Below are 17107 nucleotides of genomic sequence, written 5' to 3' on the forward strand. Positions count from 1 at the left end.
TGAGCCGCGCGAAAACACATGCTGCTGACACTGGCCCAATGGTTGCAGACGCTGTCGCCCGAATTCGGGTTCCTGCGCATCTTCCAGTACCTCACCTTCCGCGCGCTCATGGCCGCGTTGACGGCGCTCGTGGTCGGCCTGGTGGCCGGTCCCTTCGTCATCCGGCGCCTCGCCGCGCTCAAGATCGGCCAGCCGGTGCGCGGCTACGGCATGGAAACGCACCTCACCAAGAGCGGCACGCCCACCATGGGCGGTGTGCTGGTGCTGTTCGCGATCGCGTTCGCCACGCTCCTGTGGTTCGACATGTCCAACCGGTTCGTGTGGATCGTGCTGTGGGTCACCATGGGCTTCGGCGCCATCGGCTGGGTCGACGACTGGCGCAAGGTGGTGCGCAAGGACCCGGAAGGCATGCGCTCGCGCGAGAAGTATTTCTGGCAGTCGGTGGTCGGCCTGATCGCCGCCTTCTACCTGCTGTTCAGCATCTCCGAAAGCTCCAACTGGCGCGTGCTGCAGCTGTTCTTCGCGTGGGTGCAGTCGGGCTTCGACCTCGACTTCCCGCCCAAGATCAACCTGCTGGTGCCCTTCTTCAAGGAAGTGAGCTACCCGCTGGGCGGCATCGGCTTCGTGATCCTCACGTACCTGGTGATCGTGGGTGCGAGCAACGCGGTGAACCTCACCGACGGCCTCGACGGCCTGGCGATCATGCCGGTGGTGATGGTGGGCTCCGCGCTGGGCGTGTTCGCCTACGTCACGGGCAGCGCGGTGTACTCCAAGTACCTGCTGTTCCCCAATATCCCCGGCTCGGGCGAGCTGCTGGTGTTCTGCTCGGCGATGGCCGGCGCGGGTCTGGCCTTCCTGTGGTTCAACACCCATCCGGCGCAGGTCTTCATGGGCGACGTGGGCGCGCTGGCGCTGGGCGGCGCGCTGGGCACGATCGCGGTCATCGTGCGCCAAGAGATCGTGTTCTTCATCATGGGCGGCATCTTCGTGGTCGAGGCGATCTCTGTGATGGCGCAGGTGATGTACTTCAAGTACACCAAGAAGCGCTACGGCGAAGGCCGCCGCGTGCTCAAGATGGCGCCGCTGCACCATCACTTCGAGAAGAGCGGCTGGCGCGAGACGCAGGTCGTGGTGCGCTTCTGGATCATCACGATGCTGCTGTGCCTCGTGGGCCTTTCGACGCTGAAGCTGCGGTAACGGAACCATGCGGCATCTGAAAGACCTCCCCGTCCTCATCCTCGGCCTCGGTGCGTCCGGGCTGGCGATGACGCGCTGGTGCGCGCGCCACGGCGCGGTCGTGACCGTGGCGGACACGCGCGAGGCGCCGGCAGCGCTGGCCACGCTGAAGGCCGAACTGCCCGACGTGACGTTCGTCGGCGGCTCGTTCTCGGCCGCGCTGGTCGAAGGCACGCCGATCCGCGCCGTGTACCGCTCGCCGGGCCTGTCGCCCGAGATCATCGCGCCTGTGGCCGACGCGGCCCGTGCCATGGGCCTGCCGGTCGGCGGCGAGCTGGACCTGTTCGCGCGCGCGCTGCTGGATCTGCAGACGGTCGAAGTGCCTGTGGTCGAGGCCGCGCCCGAAGCGCAGGCCGAGCCAGAGCCCGCGCCGCCAGCGTTGCCCGAAGCCGTCGAGCCTGAAGCGCAGGCCGAACTCCCGCTCGAGGAAGCGCCGGCCGCGGTCGAGCTGGCCGTGTCCGACGCGGGTGAAGCAGCGGAGCCGGTCGCACCCGCTGAACCCGCTGAGCCGGTTGCACCGGCGGAAGCGACCGACGCGGTCCAGGCTGCGGAACCTCGGCCGGAACTGGCTTCGCCCGAACCTTCGGCGCCTGCCATGGCCGAAGCGATGCCGCGCGATCCATCGATCAGCGTGGCGGTGCCCGTTCCGGCAGACGTGGTGCCCGAAGCGCCGGTGGAGCCTGCCGCTGCCGGCGACGCCCCGGTGCCGCAAGAAGCCGCGCCCGATACGGCGCAGGCCCCGGCCCCCGCCCCCGAAGCCGCTGCACCCGATGTACCGGCCGACACGCCCGCGCCCGCACCGGCACCTGCAACTTCGACCGCCTCGCGCCTGCCCGTCACCGGCAAGCCCTACGTGGCGACGGCCGCCAGGGAAGCCGCCGAGTTCGTCGCCAGGATCGCCGAGATCTCCGCCACCAACCCGGCCTCCGCCGCGGTGGAAGAAGAATCGCCGCAGCTCGAGCTGGCGCCGGTTCCCGAACCCGAAGCACCCAAGGGCTACCTGCCCGCCGTGCTCGCCATCACCGGCACCAACGGCAAGACCACCGTCACCTCGCTCACCGGCCAGCTGGTCGAGCGCGCGGGCAAGACGGTGGCGGTGGCCGGCAACATCGGCCCGACGCTGCTCGACACGCTGTCCGCGCACATCGATGCCGACACTCTGCCCGACGTCTGGGTGCTCGAGCTCTCGAGCTTTCAGCTCGACGAGGTGCAGGGCTTCGAGCCCACCGCGGCCACCGTGCTCAACCTCACGCAGGACCACCTCGACTGGCATGGCGGCATGCCGGCCTATGCGGCGGCCAAGGCGCGCATCTTCGGCGCGCGCGGCCTGATGATCCTGAACCGCGACGACGACGGCGTGATGGCCATGCTGCCCGCGCCGGTGCGCGTCAAGCTGCAGCGTCCGCAGATCCGCACGCACGTCACCTTCGGCTCGGCGATGCCGCTGCGCCCCGGCGACTACGGCATCGAGCGCGTCAACGGCATGGCCTGGCTGGTGCGCGCGCTGGAGGCCGACGAAACGCAGAAGCGCAAGCGCGGTGCGGTGGTCGAGGAAGAAATCTTCCTGCAGCGCCTGATGCCCGCCGACGCGCTGCGCATCCGCGGCCGTCACAACGCCATGAATGCCCTGGCCGCGCTCGCGCTGGCCAGTGCCGCCGGCTGCCCGCTGGGCCCGATGCTCTACGGCCTGCGCGAGTACCGCGGCGAGCCGCACCGCGTGGAGCCGGTCGCGATCGTCGACGAGGTCGAGTTCTTCGACGACAGCAAGGGAACCAACGTGGGTGCCACGGTCGCCGCGCTGACCGGCCTGGGCGAAGAGCGCCGCGTGGTCGTGATCCTCGGCGGCGAAGGCAAGGGCCAGGACTTCGAGCCGCTCGCCGCGCCTGTGCGCCAGTACGCGCGCGCCGTGGTGCTCATCGGCCGCGACGCGCCGCTGATCGAGGCCGCGCTCGCTTCCACCGGCGTCTCGCTGATGCATGCGGGCTCGATGGACGAGGCCGTGAAGCTCGCCGGCGCGCGTGCCAACCCCAGCGACGCCGTGCTGCTGTCACCCGCCTGTGCGAGCTTCGACATGTTCAACGACTACGCCCACCGCGCCGAGGTGTTCCGCGAGGCCGTGCAGGCCTGGGAAGACAGCCCGCGCGGACTGGGCGATTCGACGGAGGACCCGGTTTGAATACCGCTGCTTCAGGCGCCACGCCCAACGCCCGCCCGAGCCGCTTCGGTGGCTGGTTCAAGCGCGCGCGCAGCGGGATCGACGCGCTGCCCGTGCACCTGCCGGTGCGCCTGGGCGGCGCCGGCATCGCGCAGACCAAGGCCACGCCGATGCGCGTGCTGGGTTTCGACCAGGCGCTGGTGTGGGTCACGGTCGCGTTGCTGACCTGGGGCCTGATCATGGTGTATTCGGCCTCCATCGCGCTGCCCGACAACCCGCGCTTCGCGCGCGCGGGCTACAGCGCCTCGTACTTCCTCACGCGGCACGCGGCCTCGGTGGCGTTCGCCTTCATCGCGGCGCTGCTGGCGTTCCAGATTCCCATGAAGACCTGGGAGCGCGCCGCGCCGTGGCTCTTCATCGCGTCGCTGCTGCTGCTGGTAGCGGTGCTCATTCCGCACATCGGCATCAACGTGAACGGCGCGCGCCGCTGGCTGCCGATGGGCTTCATGCGCTTCCAGCCCTCGGAACTGGCCAAGCTCGCCATGGTGCTCTACGCCGCCAGCTACATGGTGCGCAAGATGGAGATCAAGGAACGCTTCTTCCGCGCGGTGCTGCCGATGGGCATCGCCGTGGTGGTGGTCGGCATGCTGGTGATGGCCGAGCCCGACATGGGCGCCTTCATGGTGATCGCCGTGATCGCCATGGGCATCCTGTTCCTGGGCGGCGTGAACGCGCGCATGTTCTTCGTGATCGCTGCGCTGGTGGTGGTGGCTTTCGGCACCATCGTGGCCAGCAGTCCGTGGCGCCGCGAGCGGATCTTCGCGTACCTCGATCCGTGGAGCGAGGAGCATGCGCTCGGCAAGGGCTACCAGCTGTCGCACTCGTTGATCGCCATCGGGCGCGGCGAGATCTTCGGCGTGGGCCTGGGCGGCAGCGTGGAGAAGCTGCACTGGCTGCCCGAGGCGCACACCGACTTCCTGCTCGCAGTGATCGGCGAAGAATTCGGCCTGATCGGCGTGCTGCTGATCATCGGCATGTTCCTCTGGCTCACACGGCGCATCATGCACATCGGCCGCCAGGCCATCGCGCTCGACCGCGTGTTCTCGGGCCTCGTGGCCCAGGGCGTGGGCGTGTGGCTCGGCTTCCAGACCTTCATCAACATGGGCGTGAACCTGGGCGCGCTGCCGACCAAGGGACTGACCCTGCCGCTGATGAGCTTCGGTGGCTCCGCCATCCTGATGAACATGGTCGCGCTGGCGATCGTGCTGCGCATCGACTACGAAAACCGCGTCCTCATGCGCGGAGGCCGCGTATGAGGACACGGTTTCATCAAAACCGTGTCAGCGCGAAGCGCTGCGGCGCGAATGCGCCGCTGATGCGTGGGGGCCGCGTATGACGACGCGCACCGCACTCGTCATGGCAGGCGGCACGGGCGGCCACATCTTCCCCGGACTCGCGGTGGCCGAGGCCCTGCGCGAGCGCGGCTGGCGCGTGCACTGGCTGGGCGCGCCCGGCAGCATGGAAGAAAAGCTGGTGCCGCCGCGCGGCTTCGCCTTCGAGCCGGTGCAGTTCGGCGGTGTGCGCGGCAAGGGCCCGCTCACGCTGTTCCTGCTGCCGCTGCGCCTGCTGCGCGCGTTCTGGCAAAGCCTGGCCGTGGTGCGCCGCGTGAAGCCCGACGTGCTGGTGGGCCTGGGCGGCTACATCACCTTCCCGGGCGGAATGATGGGCGTGCTCGTGGGCAAGCCGCTGGTGCTGCACGAGCAGAACTCGGTGGCCGGCCTTGCCAACAAGGTGCTGGCCGGTGTCGCCGACCGCGTGTTCACCGCCTTCCCGAATGTGCTGAAGAAGGCGCAGTGGGTGGGCAATCCGCTGCGCACGGCGTTCACTTCCAAGCCCGATCCGGCCGTGCGTTTCGCAGGCCGCACCGGTCCGCTCAAGCTGCTGGTGGTCGGTGGCAGCCTCGGTGCGCGCGGCCTGAACACCGTGGTGCCGCAGGCGCTCGCGCGCATCGCGCCCGAGGCGCGTCCGCAGGTGCTGCACCAGAGCGGCGCCAAGCAGATCGACGAACTGCGCGCCAACTACACGGCCGCCGGCGTCGAGGGCGAACTCACGCCGTTCATCGAGGACACCGCGCAGGCCTACGCGGACGCCGACATCATCGTCGCGCGCGCCGGTGCCAGCACCGTCACAGAAATCGCGGCCGTCGGCGCAGCAGCGCTGTTCGTGCCTTTCCCCTCGGCGGTCGACGACCACCAGACCACCAACGCGCGCTTCCTCGTGGACGCGGGTGGCGGATGGCTGGTGCAGCAGGCCGACCTCACTCCTGAATTGCTGGCTGATTTGCTACAGAAAACCGGGCGCGACGCCCTGACCGAGAAGGCCGCCAAGGCCAAGTCCATGCAGAAGACCGATGCCGTGGATGCCGTCGTCCGCGCTTGCGAGGAGCTTGCAAGATGACGTACTCCCCCAGGCTTCGCGCACTTCGTGTCGCTTCGCCACCCCCCTCGCCGGGGGCGACACCTGCGGCCCGGCAAAGCCGGTTCCGTGGTGTCCTGCGAACGGACCTCGCTGCGCTCGTCGCGCAACTTGCGTTGTCGATGAATGGAGGCCGCGCATGAAGCACGCAATCCGTCATATCCACTTCGTGGGCATCGGCGGCTCGGGCATGAGCGGCATCGCCGAGGTGCTGCTGAACCTGGGCTACAGGATCAGCGGTTCCGACCTGTCCGACAGCGCCACGCTGCGCCGCCTTGCCGGGCTCGGCATCGGCACGTTCGTGGGCCATGCGGCCGCGCACATCGAGGGCGCGGATGCGGTCGTCACTTCCACCGCCGTGCAGCCGGACAACCCCGAGGTCCTGGCCGCGCGCGAGAAGCGCATTCCGGTCGTGCCGCGCGCGGTGATGTTGGCCGAGCTGATGCGCCTGAAGCAGGGCATCGCCATCGCCGGCACGCACGGCAAGACCACCACCACCAGCCTGGTGGCGAGCGTGCTGGCTGCCGCGGGGCTCGACCCGACCTTCGTGATCGGCGGCCGGCTGAACAGCGCCGGCGCCAACGCGCAGCTCGGCAGCGGCGACTACATCGTGGTCGAGGCCGACGAGTCGGACGCTTCGTTCCTGAACCTGCTGCCCGTGATGGCGGTGGTCACGAACATCGACGCGGACCACATGGAGACCTACGGGCACGACTTCGCGAAGCTGAAGAGAGCCTTCGTCGACTTCCTGCACCGCATGCCGTTCTATGGAACCGCCATCCTGTGCACCGACGACGCCGCGGTGCGCGAGATCGTGGCCGACGTGAACTGCCCGGTCACCAGCTACGGCTTCGGCGAGGACGCCCAGGTGCGTGCCGTCGACGTGCGCGCCGTCGGCGGCCAGATGCATTTCACCGCGCAGCGCCGCAACGGCGTGACGCTGCCCGACCTGCCCATCGTGCTGAACCTGCCGGGCGAACACAACGTGCGCAACGCGCTGTCGGTGATCGCGGTGGCGGTCGAGCTCGGCGTGCCCGACGAGGCTGTGCAGCGCGGGCTGGCAGGCTTCAAGGGCGTGGGACGGCGCTTCCAGAGCTACGGCGACGTGCCGGTGCAAGGCAGCGATGCGACTGCGGCAGGCACCTTCACAGTGATCGACGACTACGGCCATCACCCGGTCGAGATGGCGGCGACCATTGCCGCGGCGCGCGGCGCATTCCCGGGCCGCCGGCTGGTGCTGGCGTTCCAGCCGCACCGCTACACCCGCACGCGCGACTGCTTCGAGGATTTCGTGAAAGTCATCGGTACGGCCGACGCCGTGCTGCTGGGCGAGGTCTATGCCGCCGGCGAGGCACCGATCGTGGCGGCCGACGGCCGCACGCTGGCGCGCGCGCTGCGCGTGGCCGGCAAGGTCGAGCCCGTGTTCGTGGACGACATCGCCGCCATGCCGCGCGCCATCCTCGACAACGCGCGTCCGGGCGACGTGGTGCTCTCCATGGGTGCCGGCTCGATCGGCGCGGTGCCGGGCAAGGTGGTCGAACTCGGCGCGGCGACTGCTGCTGCAACAGCAGCAGCAAAGGCGACGGCCGCCGCACCTTCAACATTGCAGCGCGATTCGCGCGAAGGGAGGGCCTCGTGAGCCTTCAGGACCCCAGACTCTTCGGCAAGGTGGCCGTGCTGTTCGGCGGCAGTTCCGCCGAACGCGAGATTTCCATGATGTCGGGCACCGGCGTGCTCGAGGCCTTGCGCTCGCGCGGCGTCGACGCGCACGCCTTCGACCCCTCGCAGCGCGAGCTGGCCGACCTGAAGCGCGAAGGCTTCGCGCGCTGCTTCGTCGCGCTGCACGGCCGCCATGGCGAGGACGGCACCGTGCAGGGCGCGCTCGAACTGCTCGGCATTCCCTACACCGGCTCGGGCGTGATGGCCTCCAGCGTGGCGATGGACAAGGTCATGACCAAGCGCATCTGGCAGGCCGACGGCCTGCCGACGCCCAAGTACGTGCGCCTGGCGTTCGACCAGCAAAGCCGCGAGCAGGTCATGGCCGTGCCCGACGTGCTCGGCCTGCCGCTGATCGTGAAGCCGCCGCGCGAGGGTTCCTCCATCGGCGTGACCAAGGTCGAGGGCTACTCGCAGATGCAGGACGCGGTGACGCTGTCGGCGAAGTACGACGCCGACGTGCTGTGCGAGGAATTCATCGAAGGCGAGGAAGTGACCTGCGCTGTGCTCGGCCAGGGGCTGGACGCGCGCGCGCTGCCGGTGGTGCGCATCAGCGCGCCCGAGGGCGCCTACGACTACCAGAACAAGTACTTCACCGACGACGTGAAGTACCAGTGCCCGAGCGGCCTGCCCGAGGCCGAGGAGCACGAGATCCAGCGCATCGCGCTGGCTGCGTACCGCACGCTCGGCTGCCGCGGCTGGGGCCGCGCCGACGTGATGATCCGCGCAAGCGACCGCAAGCCCTTCCTGCTGGAGATGAACACCTCGCCGGGCATGACCAGCCATTCGTTGGTGCCGATGTCCGCGCGCGCCGCGGGCATCCCCTACGAGGAGCTGTGCGTGCGCGTGCTGGCATCGGCGTCGCTCGACGCCACGGGAGGCTCGCGATAGCCATGGCCGACAGCATCCCCGCGCCCTTCGACGTCAAGCTCATGAACATCGTCGCGAACATCGCCTTCGCGATGGTGGCGCTCATGCTGCTGGCGGCGGGCGCCTGGTGGGTGCTGCGCCAGCCGTTCTTCCCCATCGGCGGCATCAAGGTGGACGGCGAGGTGACGCACAACAACGCCGTCACGCTGCGTGCCAACGTGGCGCCGCAGCTCAAGGGCAACTTCTTCACCATCGACCTGGCGCGCGCGCGCGCGGCCTTCGAGTCGGTGCCTTGGGTGCGCAGCGCCGTGGTGCGCCGCGAGTTTCCGAACCGGCTGCATGTGACGCTGACCGAGCAGGTGCCCGTGGCCACATGGGGCGACGACGCGGGCTCGAAGCTGATCAACGGTTTCGGCGACGTGTTCGAGGCCAACGTGGCCGAGGTGGACGACAACCTGCCGCGCCTGGACGGACCGATCGAGCAGGCCGGTCAGGTGCTGGGCATGTACCGCGTGCTGCAGCCGCAGTTCCAGCCCTACGACCTGGGCATCGACGAGCTCACGCTGTCGAGCCGTGGCAGCTGGAAGGTGGTGCTCGACAGCGGTGCCGAGATCGAACTGGGCCGCGGCCAGAGCGAAGAGGTGACCGCCCGGCTGCAACGGTTCCTGAAGACCGTGACCCAGGTCGCGGGCCAGTACCGCCGCACGGTGGCGGATGTCGAGGGCGCGGACCTGCGCCACAACGACGCGTATGCATTGCGGCTGCGCGGCGTCACCACGGTCTCGCCAGAGGCCCCAAGAAAAATCAAGTAGCGAATACCGAGGAATCGAGGACATATCAATGCCCAAAGAATACAAAGACCTGGTCGTAGGACTCGACATCGGCACCGCCAAAGTCATGGTGGTGGTGGCCGAGGTGCTGCCCGGCGGCGAGCTCAAGCTGGCCGGCCTCGGCATCGCGCCGAGCAACGGGTTGAAGCGTGGCGTGGTGGTGAACATCGATGCCACGGTGCAGAGCATCCAGCAGGCGCTGAAGGAGGCCGAGCTGATGGCCGACTGCAAGATCAGCCGCGTCTACACCGGCATCACCGGCAGCCACATCCGCGGCATCAACTCGAGCGGCATGGTGGCCGTGAAGGACAAGGAAGTGACGCCCGCCGACGTGGCGCGCGTGGTGGAGACGGCGCGCGCCATCAACATCTCGAGCGACCAGCGGCTGCTGCTCGTGGAGCCGCAGGAGTTCGTGATCGACGGCCAGGACGTGAAGGAGCCGATCGGCATGAGCGGCATGCGCCTTGAAGCCAAGGTGCACATCGTGACCGGCGCGCAGAGCGCGGCCGAGAACATCATCAAGTGCGTGCGCCGCTGCGGCCTCGAGGTCGACCAACTCATGCTCAACCCGCTGGCCTCGAGCCAGGCGGTGCTGACGGAAGACGAGCGCGAGCTCGGCGTGGTGCTGGTGGACATCGGCGCCGGCACGACCGACGTGGCGATCTTCACCAACGGCGCGATCCGCCACACGGCGGTGATCCCGATCGCGGGCGATCTCATCACGAGCGACATCGCAATGGCGCTGCGCACGCCCACCAAGGATGCAGAAGACATCAAGGTCGAGAACGGCTATGCCAAGCAGCTGCTGGCCGACCCCGACACGCAGGTCGAGGTGCCCGGCCTGGGCGACCGCGGCCCGCGCATGCTGAGCAAGCAGGCTCTGGCGGGCGTGATCGAGCCGCGCATCGAGGAAATCTTTTCGCTCGTGCAGCAGGTGGTGCGCGAGTCGGGCTATGAGGAAGTGCTTTCGTCGGGCGTGGTGCTCACTGGCGGCAGCGCGGTGATGCCCGGCATGGTCGAGCTCGGCGAGGACATCTTCCTGAAGCCCGTGCGAAGAGGCATCCCGAAGTATTCCAGCGCGTTGTCCGACATGGTTGCACAGCCTCGCGCCGCTACAGTCATGGGCCTTCTCGAAGAGGCTCGCTTCGCACGCATGCGCGGCTTCAAGGTCGCACAGAAGAATGGGTCGGTAAAGACTGCATTCGGACGTTTCAAGGACTTCATCGTGGGGAATTTCTGACGATGATCAAGTCTCCACTGTGGCTCGCGCGTGGCAGTCCACCCATGCATTTCAACGAGCGATGGCGACGAACAGGTCCACCATCCTGACGTGCGCATCGTTGATCTCGTCACGGCAAAAATATTCACAGATACAAAACGGCAACTGCAAGATTCAAGGAGTTAAGAATGACCATCGAAATGATCGAAGTCGAAGAGTTCAATCAGGGCACGCAGATCAAGGTGATCGGTGTTGGCGGTGGCGGCGGCAATGCAGTCGCCCACATGATGGAGCGCGGCGTGCAGGGCGTTCAGTTCGTCTGCGCGAACACCGACGCGCAGGCACTGCAACGCAGCAACGCGCACAAGATCATCCAGCTCGGCACCAGCGGCCTGGGCGCCGGCAGCAAGCCCGACAAGGGCCGTGAAGCGGCCGAGCTCGCGGTGGACGACATCCGCGCGGCCATCGACGGCGCGCACATGCTGTTCATCACGGCCGGCATGGGCGGCGGCACCGGCACCGGCGCTGCACCCGTGATCGCGCGCGTGGCGAAGGAAATGGGCATCCTTACCGTGGGCGTGGTCACCAAGCCCTTCGACTGGGAAGGCGGCCGTCGCATGACCAATGCCGACGCCGGCCTGACCGAGCTCGAAGCCAACGTCGACTCGCTCATCGTGGTGCTCAACGAGAAGCTGCTCGACGTGCTGGGCGAGGACGTCACGCAGGACGAAGCCTTCGCGCAAGCCAACGACGTGCTGAAAAACGCCGTGGGCGGCATCTCGGAAATCATCAACGAGTACGGCGGCGTGAACGTCGACTTCGAAGACGTGCGCACCGTAATGGGCGAACCCGGCAAGGCCATGATGGGCACGGCAGCCGCTGCAGGCCCGGACCGTGCGCGCATCGCCGCGGAACAGGCCGTGGCCTGCCCGCTGCTCGAAGGCATCGACCTCTCGGGCGCCAAGGGCGTGCTGGTGCTGGTGACTGCATCGAAGGGCTCGCTGAAGCTGAACGAATCGAAGCTGGCGATGAACACCATCCGCGCCTACGCTTCGCCGGACGCGCACGTGATCTACGGCGCCGCCTATGACGACAGCCTGGGCGACGAGATGCGCGTGACCGTGGTGGCCACGGGCCTGTCGCGTGCCGATGCACGCCGCCAGGCACCGACGCTCGAAGTGATCCGCACCGGCACCGACAACATCCCGTTCACCGTGCCGACGCTCGGTGGCGTGGGTCACGCCGGCGTGGGCGGCGGCAGCCAGCCCAACTACGACGGCATGGCCGTCCCCAGCGTGTGGCGCACGAACCGCACGATGGCCGCCGCGAAGGTGGACGCGCTGTCCTCGGGCGGCATGGACGACTTCGAGATCCCGGCCTTCCTGCGCCGCCAGGCCGACTGATACTGGCTCGCCCCCAGGCTGCGCGCACTTCGTGTCGCTTCGCCAACCCCCTGCCGGGGGCGACACCTGCGGCCCGGCAGAGCCGGTTCCGCGGTGTCTCGCGAAGAGGCCTGCGTACGCAGAGGGCACGAGGGTTCGCAAGGGGTTCGGGAAGACCTGAAAGGGACTTCCGCTGGCTCTACACGCTGCGTTCACTTCGTGCCCTTTGCGTCCACCGCGGGGGCTTTTCATAGAACCCATGTCTATCGGTGCCATAGCCAGGGGCATAGGGCGTCATGCCCGGCACGCGCCTAAAATCGCGGGCGTGCTGCAACAACGAACCCTCAAGTCGATCAGCCGCGCCGTGGGCGTGGGGCTTCACAGCGGCCAGCGCGTGGAGCTGACGCTGCGACCGGCTCCGGCCGACACGGGCATCGTGTTCCGGCGCGTCGACCTGCCGGAACCGGTCGACATCCGCATGACGGCCGAGTCGGTCACCGACACGCGCCTGGCGTCCACGGTCTCCACCGGCGGCGCGAAGGTGCAGACCGTCGAGCACATCATGTCTGCCTGCGCGGGCCTGGGCATCGACAACCTCTACATCGACATCACGGCCGACGAAGTGCCGATCCTCGACGGGTCGGCCTCGTCCTTCGTGTTCCTGCTGCAGAGCGCGGGCATCGCGCTGCAGAAGGCGCCGCGCCGCTTCATCCGCGTGACCCGCAAGGTCGAGGTGCGCGAAGGCGAGGGCGCCAACGAGAAGTGGGCGAGCCTGGAGCCGTACCACGGCTACAAGCTCAGCTTCGAGATCGACTTCGACCACCGCGTGGTGAACTCCACCGGCCAGCGCGTCGAGTTCGACCTGGGAACCGGCTCCTACAGCCGCGACATCGCGCGTGCACGCACATTCGGCTTCACCAAGGAGGTCGAGTACATGCGCAGCAAGGGCCTCGCGCTCGGCGGCGGCCTCGACAACGCCATCGTGATGGACGACACCAAGGTGCTCAATGCCGGCGGTCTGCGCTACGACGACGAGTTCGTGAAGCACAAGATCCTCGACGCCATGGGCGACCTGTACATCATCGGCAAGCCGCTGCTGGCCGCGTACACCGCGTTCCGCTCGGGCCATGCGCTCAACAACAAGCTGCTGCGCGAACTGCTCTCGCACAGCGATGCCTACGAAGTCGTGACCTTCGAGGACGAGAAGCGCGCGCCGCGCGGTTTCGGCGAAGTCGCGCGGGCCTGGTAGGCCTCGCCTCCACGATGCTCCTTTTCCGCTGGGCCATCCTGCTGCTCCTGCTGGTGGCCGGCGTGTGCTTCGCGTTCTATGCGGGCACCGGGCAGGTCAAGTACCGGCGCCTGGGCTGGATCGTGCTGAAGTGGACGCTGCTTGCGGCATTCGGCTTCTTCGCGGTGCTGATCGCCGAGCGCATCGCCTAGTTTGCATCGCCGGTCGCATGTCCGGAAACGGCATGCCGCATGGCACCGCGCCGCGCACGATGGCGCCATGAGCACATCCACCCCACCCACCCGCAATCCGTTCGGCGTGCAGGATGCGCCCGATCCGGACGGTGACGACATCGATACGTTCGCGGCCGGTGTCCGGCTCGACGGCTCGGCCTCCGACGACAACGCGAATGGCTGGGGCATCGCGCGAGACGAAGCACAGGCATCGCTCGAGGGTGAATGGTCCAGCCGCTGGAACGGCGGTGCGGACCCGACGATCCCCGGCGACACAGCGTCCGCCTGGAAGGAAGGCCAGGCCACTGTGCAGCGCGCCAACGGCCGCATCTACGTGCTGTTCGACTGGGACGGCGGCGCGCGCCGCGCATTGCTCGATGTCCGCCAGACGGGCCCGGGCAGGCTCGCCGGCCGCTACATCAACCTGGGCAACCCGGCCATCACGCAGCCGTGGGTTGGCCTGATTGTCGACCACCGCCGCATCGACGGACGCTGGCCCGGCGGCCGGCTGGACTTCAGGCGCTAGCGGCAGGAGGCCAGGCCGCTGGAGCGCGCCGGCGGCCCGTGTGCTTCAGCGCGAACGCCCTTGCCGGTAGGTGCCGGCATGCGTCTTCGACAGCTCCGCCGCTTCTGCCAGACGCGCCATCGACCGCCCCACCTGCGCGTGCGTGATGGCGATGCCCAGCGCGTCGGCGGCGTCGGCGCCGGGCACGCCGGGCAGGTCGAGCAGGCGCCGCACCATTTCCTGCACCTGCGCCTTGGCTGCCTGGCCGTGGCCGGCCACGGCCTTCTTCATCTGCAGCGCGGTGTACTCGGCCACGGAGAGGTTGTTGCTCACCAGCGCGGTCACGCATGCGCCGCGCGCCTGCCCGAGCAGCAGCGTCGACTGCGGATTGACGTTGACGAAGATGATTTCCACCGCCGACGCATCGGGCTGGTAGCGCGCGGTGATCTCCGCGATGCCGTCGAACAGCACCTTCAGGCGTGCCGGCAGGTTGCCCGTGCCCAGGTGCCGGGTGCTGATGGTGCCGCTGGCGACATAGCGCAGCGCATGGCCGTCCGAGTCGACCACGCCGAAGCCGGTGGTCTGCAAGCCGGGGTCGATGCCAAGAATGCGCATGAAAGGAAACGTAAAGGCCTAAGCCGGGATAAAGAGTGTCGAAAGACCAGCGAAACCGGGCTCGAAAGCCGCGCGATCGAGGGCAGAATGCGCCCCGGTCCGTACAGTCCGCCCGCGCTGCGAGCGCGGCGCGCCACACAAGGAAGCGAATGTGAATGTAGTCGAGTCCTCCGCGCAGCAGCAACTGGACGAAGCGCAGGCCCTGCTCGAGAGCCTGCAGCATCCGGGCGAGCGCGCCGCCGCGAGCCTGCGCCGCGCCGAGCTGCTGAACGACCTCGGTCGCCGCGCCGAAGCGCTGGCCGCCTGCAGCCGCATCATCGAGGAGTTCGGCGGCATGCCCGAGACCGCGGTGGTGGTGCCCTGTTGCCAGGCGCTGCGCCTGCTCGCGCACATGCTGCGCCAGCTGCACCGGCCGGCCGATGCGCTCGCAACGCTCGATCGCCTGGTCGCCGCGCACGGCCAGCGCAGCGAGCCGGAGATCCGCGAGCACATCGCGCAGGCGCTCTACCAGCGCACGTGGCTCATCGACGAACCGGCAGCGCGCTGCGAGGCGTGCGACTTCATGAGCGAATTGCTCGATGCCCGGGCCGATGCCGCATTCGACGCATGGCGCTTGGACGCGCGCCTGCTGAAGGCCGAGCTCGAACACCACCGCGGCCTGCCGCAGGACGCGCTTGCCACGCTCGATGCCGCCATCGAGCGCTTCGACGCCGGCACCGACCCGGCCGTGGTGCTGCGCGTGGCACGCGCGCGGCTGGCCTCGGTGGCGAACCTGCGAGAGCTGGCACAGCACACGCAGGCCCAGGTGCTGTGCCTGCAGGTGGCCGACCAGATCGAGGCCGGCCTCGCCGATGCCGCGCCCGAACTCCGGCTGGAGGGCGTGCGTGCGCTGACGCTGTTCTTCGACGGCCTCGGCCTCGACGAGCAGGCGCGCCGCGCCGAGCTGGTGGGCTGGCTGCTCGAGCGCTACGGCCGCGACGCCTCGTCGCAGGTGCGCCGCATGGCAATGGTGCGTGCCTACGACTGGGCCGTCGGGCTGCGCGACCAGGGCGACGGCGAGGCCGCACTCGCGGCCTGCGACCGGACGCTGGTCACCTTCGCGCGCGACACCGATGCCGTGGTGCAGCGCACCGTGGCGAGCACGCTGCTCAACAAGGGCTACGTGCTGCTCGAACAGCTCGGGCGTACCGACGAGGCGCTCGGCGTGTACGAGAAGCTCATGAACACGCTGCGCGATGCCGTGGCGCCCGAACTGCAGGACATGCTGGCCAAGGCCACCGCAGGCCGGCAGTCCTGCCTGAAACGCCTGCGCAAGGCCGGACCGGCCGATGCGGGCGAACTTCCGCCCGCCCTGCGCGACGAGGTGCGCGACAAGGTCAAGGAAGGCCGCAGGCACGGCGACGCGGGCGAGTCGCTCGAAGCCATTGCACTGTTCGACGAGGTGCTCGCGGCGCATGCCGCGTCGACGCATCCCGAACTGCGCCGCCAGTGCGCGCGGGCGCTGGTGCACAAGACCTTCTGCCTCGTGGCGCTCGAGCGCTTCGACGAGGTGATCGCGGCTGCCGATGCGATGGATGCGCGCTACGGCGCGGACGCGTCCACCGAGATGCAGGAGCAGGTCGCGCTGAGCCTTCAATACAAGAGCACCGCGCTCGACCGCCTCGGCCGCCCTGACGAAGAGATGCGCGTGCACGACCAGATCGTGGCGCGCTGGGGCAACTCCGAGCTGCCCGACCTGCGCGGGCGCGTCGCTGGCGCGCTGTTCCGCAAGGGGGCCGCCCTGCGCCAGGCCGGCCGGCTGGCCGAGGCCGTGGCCAGCTACGACGAGGCGATCACGCGCACGGCCGCGGCCAGGGAGAACGTGCTGCAACTGTGGGCGGCCAAGGCGATGATCAACAAGGCCAAGGCGCTCGACAAGATGGGCGACCCGGCCGGCCAGGCCAAGGCTTACCGCCTGCTCATCGCGCGCTTCGGCGAGTCCGGCGATGCCGCCTTGCGCGAACGCGTCGCCAACGCCTGCGAATGGCTGGCCGAGGCCGAGGGCCGGCAGGGCAGGGTCGAAGCGCAGCGCGCGGTGCTCGAGCAGGCGCTCGGCCGCTTCGGCACCGCGCTTTCGGCCGACCAGCGCACGCGCCTCATGCGCGAATTGCAGGCACTGAAGGCGAAGGCGCTCGGCCGCAAGGCAAAGCAGGCCTTCGATCGCGTGGTGCGACGCAAGGCCTGAGGCTCACCGATCTCCGAAACACGGCACCCCACAGCCGTGCCTCCGGAACCCTTCCAGGAATACCGCGGAACCGGCTCCGCCGGGCCGCAGGTGTTGCCCCCGGCGAGGGGGAAGGAGTAGCGACACGAAGTGCGCGAAGCCTGGGGGTGAGCCAGGAACACCGCGGAACCGGCTTCGCCGGGCCGCAGGTGTTGCCCCCGGCGAGGGGGAAGGAGAAGCGACACGAAGTGCGCGAAGCCTGGGGGTGTACCAGGAACACCGCGGAACCGGCTTTGCCGGGCCGCAGGTGTTGCCTCCGGCGAGGGGGAAGGAGTAGCGACACGAAGTGCGCGCAGCCTGGGGGTGTGCCAGGAATACCGCGGAACCGGCTCCGCCGGGCCGCAGGTGTTGCCCCCGGCGAGGGGGAAGGAGAAGCGACA

General features: G+C 68.8%; 14 protein-coding genes. 13 read left to right on the forward strand and 1 reads right to left on the reverse strand.

Features of this window, described 5'->3' with window-relative positions; genetic code table 11:
- The first annotated feature begins 18 nt into the window (after positions 1-18).
- The 12 genes from mraY (at position 19) to AACL56_RS07400 (ending at position 13870) form a co-directional block, all read left to right on the forward strand.
- Positions 19-1197 carry a phospho-N-acetylmuramoyl-pentapeptide-transferase gene (gene mraY / locus AACL56_RS07345; protein ID WP_339089167.1) on the forward strand — a complete coding sequence of 393 codons (1179 nt, stop codon included), beginning with the start codon at positions 19-21 and terminating at the stop codon, positions 1195-1197.
- A 7-nt stretch (positions 1198-1204) separates the two neighbouring features.
- Positions 1205-3412 (forward strand): UDP-N-acetylmuramoyl-L-alanine--D-glutamate ligase, encoded by a 2208-nt coding sequence (gene murD, locus AACL56_RS07350; RefSeq protein ID WP_339089168.1) that lies wholly within the window; start codon positions 1205-1207, stop codon positions 3410-3412.
- A complete protein-coding gene (gene ftsW / locus AACL56_RS07355) occupies positions 3409-4707 on the forward strand; it encodes a putative lipid II flippase FtsW (protein ID WP_339089169.1) in 1299 nt (432 codons plus the stop codon). Before murD ends, ftsW begins: the two co-directional genes overlap by 4 nt.
- A gap of 76 nt (positions 4708-4783) precedes the next feature.
- Positions 4784-5848 (forward strand): undecaprenyldiphospho-muramoylpentapeptide beta-N-acetylglucosaminyltransferase, encoded by a 1065-nt coding sequence (murG, locus tag AACL56_RS07360; RefSeq protein ID WP_339089170.1) that lies wholly within the window; start codon positions 4784-4786, stop codon positions 5846-5848.
- A gap of 157 nt (positions 5849-6005) precedes the next feature.
- Positions 6006-7505 (forward strand): UDP-N-acetylmuramate--L-alanine ligase, encoded by a 1500-nt coding sequence (gene murC / locus AACL56_RS07365; RefSeq protein ID WP_339089171.1) that lies wholly within the window; start codon positions 6006-6008, stop codon positions 7503-7505.
- Positions 7502-8473, forward strand: coding sequence for a D-alanine--D-alanine ligase (locus AACL56_RS07370; RefSeq protein ID WP_339089172.1), 972 nt, complete (start codon positions 7502-7504; stop codon positions 8471-8473). The genes murC and AACL56_RS07370 overlap by 4 nt, the downstream gene beginning before the upstream one ends.
- A gap of 2 nt (positions 8474-8475) precedes the next feature.
- Positions 8476-9264: a cell division protein FtsQ/DivIB gene (locus tag AACL56_RS07375; protein ID WP_339089173.1), complete on the forward strand. Its 789-nt coding sequence runs from the start codon at positions 8476-8478 to the stop codon at positions 9262-9264.
- Between the two features lie 28 nt (positions 9265-9292).
- Positions 9293-10522, forward strand: a complete 1230-nt coding sequence (ftsA, locus tag AACL56_RS07380) for a cell division protein FtsA (RefSeq protein ID WP_007832444.1) — start codon at positions 9293-9295, stop codon at positions 10520-10522.
- 167 nt (positions 10523-10689) lie between these two features.
- The gene (ftsZ, locus tag AACL56_RS07385) at positions 10690-11904 is read left to right on the forward strand and encodes a cell division protein FtsZ (RefSeq protein ID WP_339089174.1); all 1215 of its coding nucleotides are present in this window, start codon (positions 10690-10692) and stop codon (positions 11902-11904) included.
- A gap of 304 nt (positions 11905-12208) precedes the next feature.
- On the forward strand, positions 12209-13132 hold the full coding sequence (gene lpxC / locus AACL56_RS07390; protein WP_339089175.1) for a UDP-3-O-acyl-N-acetylglucosamine deacetylase: 924 nt from the start codon (positions 12209-12211) through the stop codon (positions 13130-13132).
- 14 nt (positions 13133-13146) lie between these two features.
- Complete coding sequence (locus AACL56_RS07395; protein ID WP_339089176.1) at positions 13147-13323, forward strand: hypothetical protein; 177 nt, start codon at positions 13147-13149, stop codon at positions 13321-13323.
- A gap of 67 nt (positions 13324-13390) precedes the next feature.
- On the forward strand, positions 13391-13870 hold the full coding sequence (locus AACL56_RS07400; RefSeq protein WP_339089177.1) for a hypothetical protein: 480 nt from the start codon (positions 13391-13393) through the stop codon (positions 13868-13870).
- 45 nt (positions 13871-13915) lie between these two features.
- On the opposite strand, the gene ruvC is transcribed toward AACL56_RS07400, so the two are convergent.
- Positions 13916-14464, reverse strand: a complete 549-nt coding sequence (ruvC, locus tag AACL56_RS07405; RefSeq protein ID WP_339089178.1) for a crossover junction endodeoxyribonuclease RuvC — start codon at positions 14462-14464, stop codon at positions 13916-13918.
- 151 nt (positions 14465-14615) lie between these two features.
- Between ruvC and AACL56_RS07410 the strand changes: the two genes are divergently transcribed.
- Positions 14616-16688 (forward strand): tetratricopeptide repeat protein, encoded by a 2073-nt coding sequence (locus tag AACL56_RS07410; RefSeq protein ID WP_339089179.1) that lies wholly within the window; start codon positions 14616-14618, stop codon positions 16686-16688.
- Positions 16689-17107 lie beyond the last annotated feature (419 nt).

This window comes from Variovorax paradoxus (assembly GCF_902712855.1).
GTDB classification, from domain to species: Bacteria; Pseudomonadota; Gammaproteobacteria; order Burkholderiales; family Burkholderiaceae_C; genus Variovorax; species Variovorax paradoxus_Q.

Excerpts from the sequence above, each read along its gene's own strand:
- mraY (WP_339089167.1), top strand. The coding sequence starts at position 19 with ATGCTGCTGACACTGGCCCAATGGTTGCAGACGCTGTCGCCCGAATTC.
- murD (WP_339089168.1), top strand. The coding sequence starts at position 1,205 with ATGCGGCATCTGAAAGACCTCCCCGTCCTCATCCTCGGCCTCGGTGCG.
- murG (WP_339089170.1), top strand. The coding sequence starts at position 4,784 with ATGACGACGCGCACCGCACTCGTCATGGCAGGCGGCACGGGCGGCCAC.
- murC (WP_339089171.1), top strand. The coding sequence starts at position 6,006 with ATGAAGCACGCAATCCGTCATATCCACTTCGTGGGCATCGGCGGCTCG.
- AACL56_RS07375 (WP_339089173.1), top strand. The coding sequence starts at position 8,476 with ATGGCCGACAGCATCCCCGCGCCCTTCGACGTCAAGCTCATGAACATC.
- ftsA (WP_007832444.1), top strand. The coding sequence starts at position 9,293 with ATGCCCAAAGAATACAAAGACCTGGTCGTAGGACTCGACATCGGCACC.
- ftsZ (WP_339089174.1), top strand. The coding sequence starts at position 10,690 with ATGACCATCGAAATGATCGAAGTCGAAGAGTTCAATCAGGGCACGCAG.
- AACL56_RS07395 (WP_339089176.1), top strand. The coding sequence starts at position 13,147 with ATGCTCCTTTTCCGCTGGGCCATCCTGCTGCTCCTGCTGGTGGCCGGC.
- AACL56_RS07400 (WP_339089177.1), top strand. The coding sequence starts at position 13,391 with ATGAGCACATCCACCCCACCCACCCGCAATCCGTTCGGCGTGCAGGAT.
- ruvC (WP_339089178.1), bottom strand. The coding sequence starts at position 14,464 with ATGCGCATTCTTGGCATCGACCCCGGCTTGCAGACCACCGGCTTCGGC.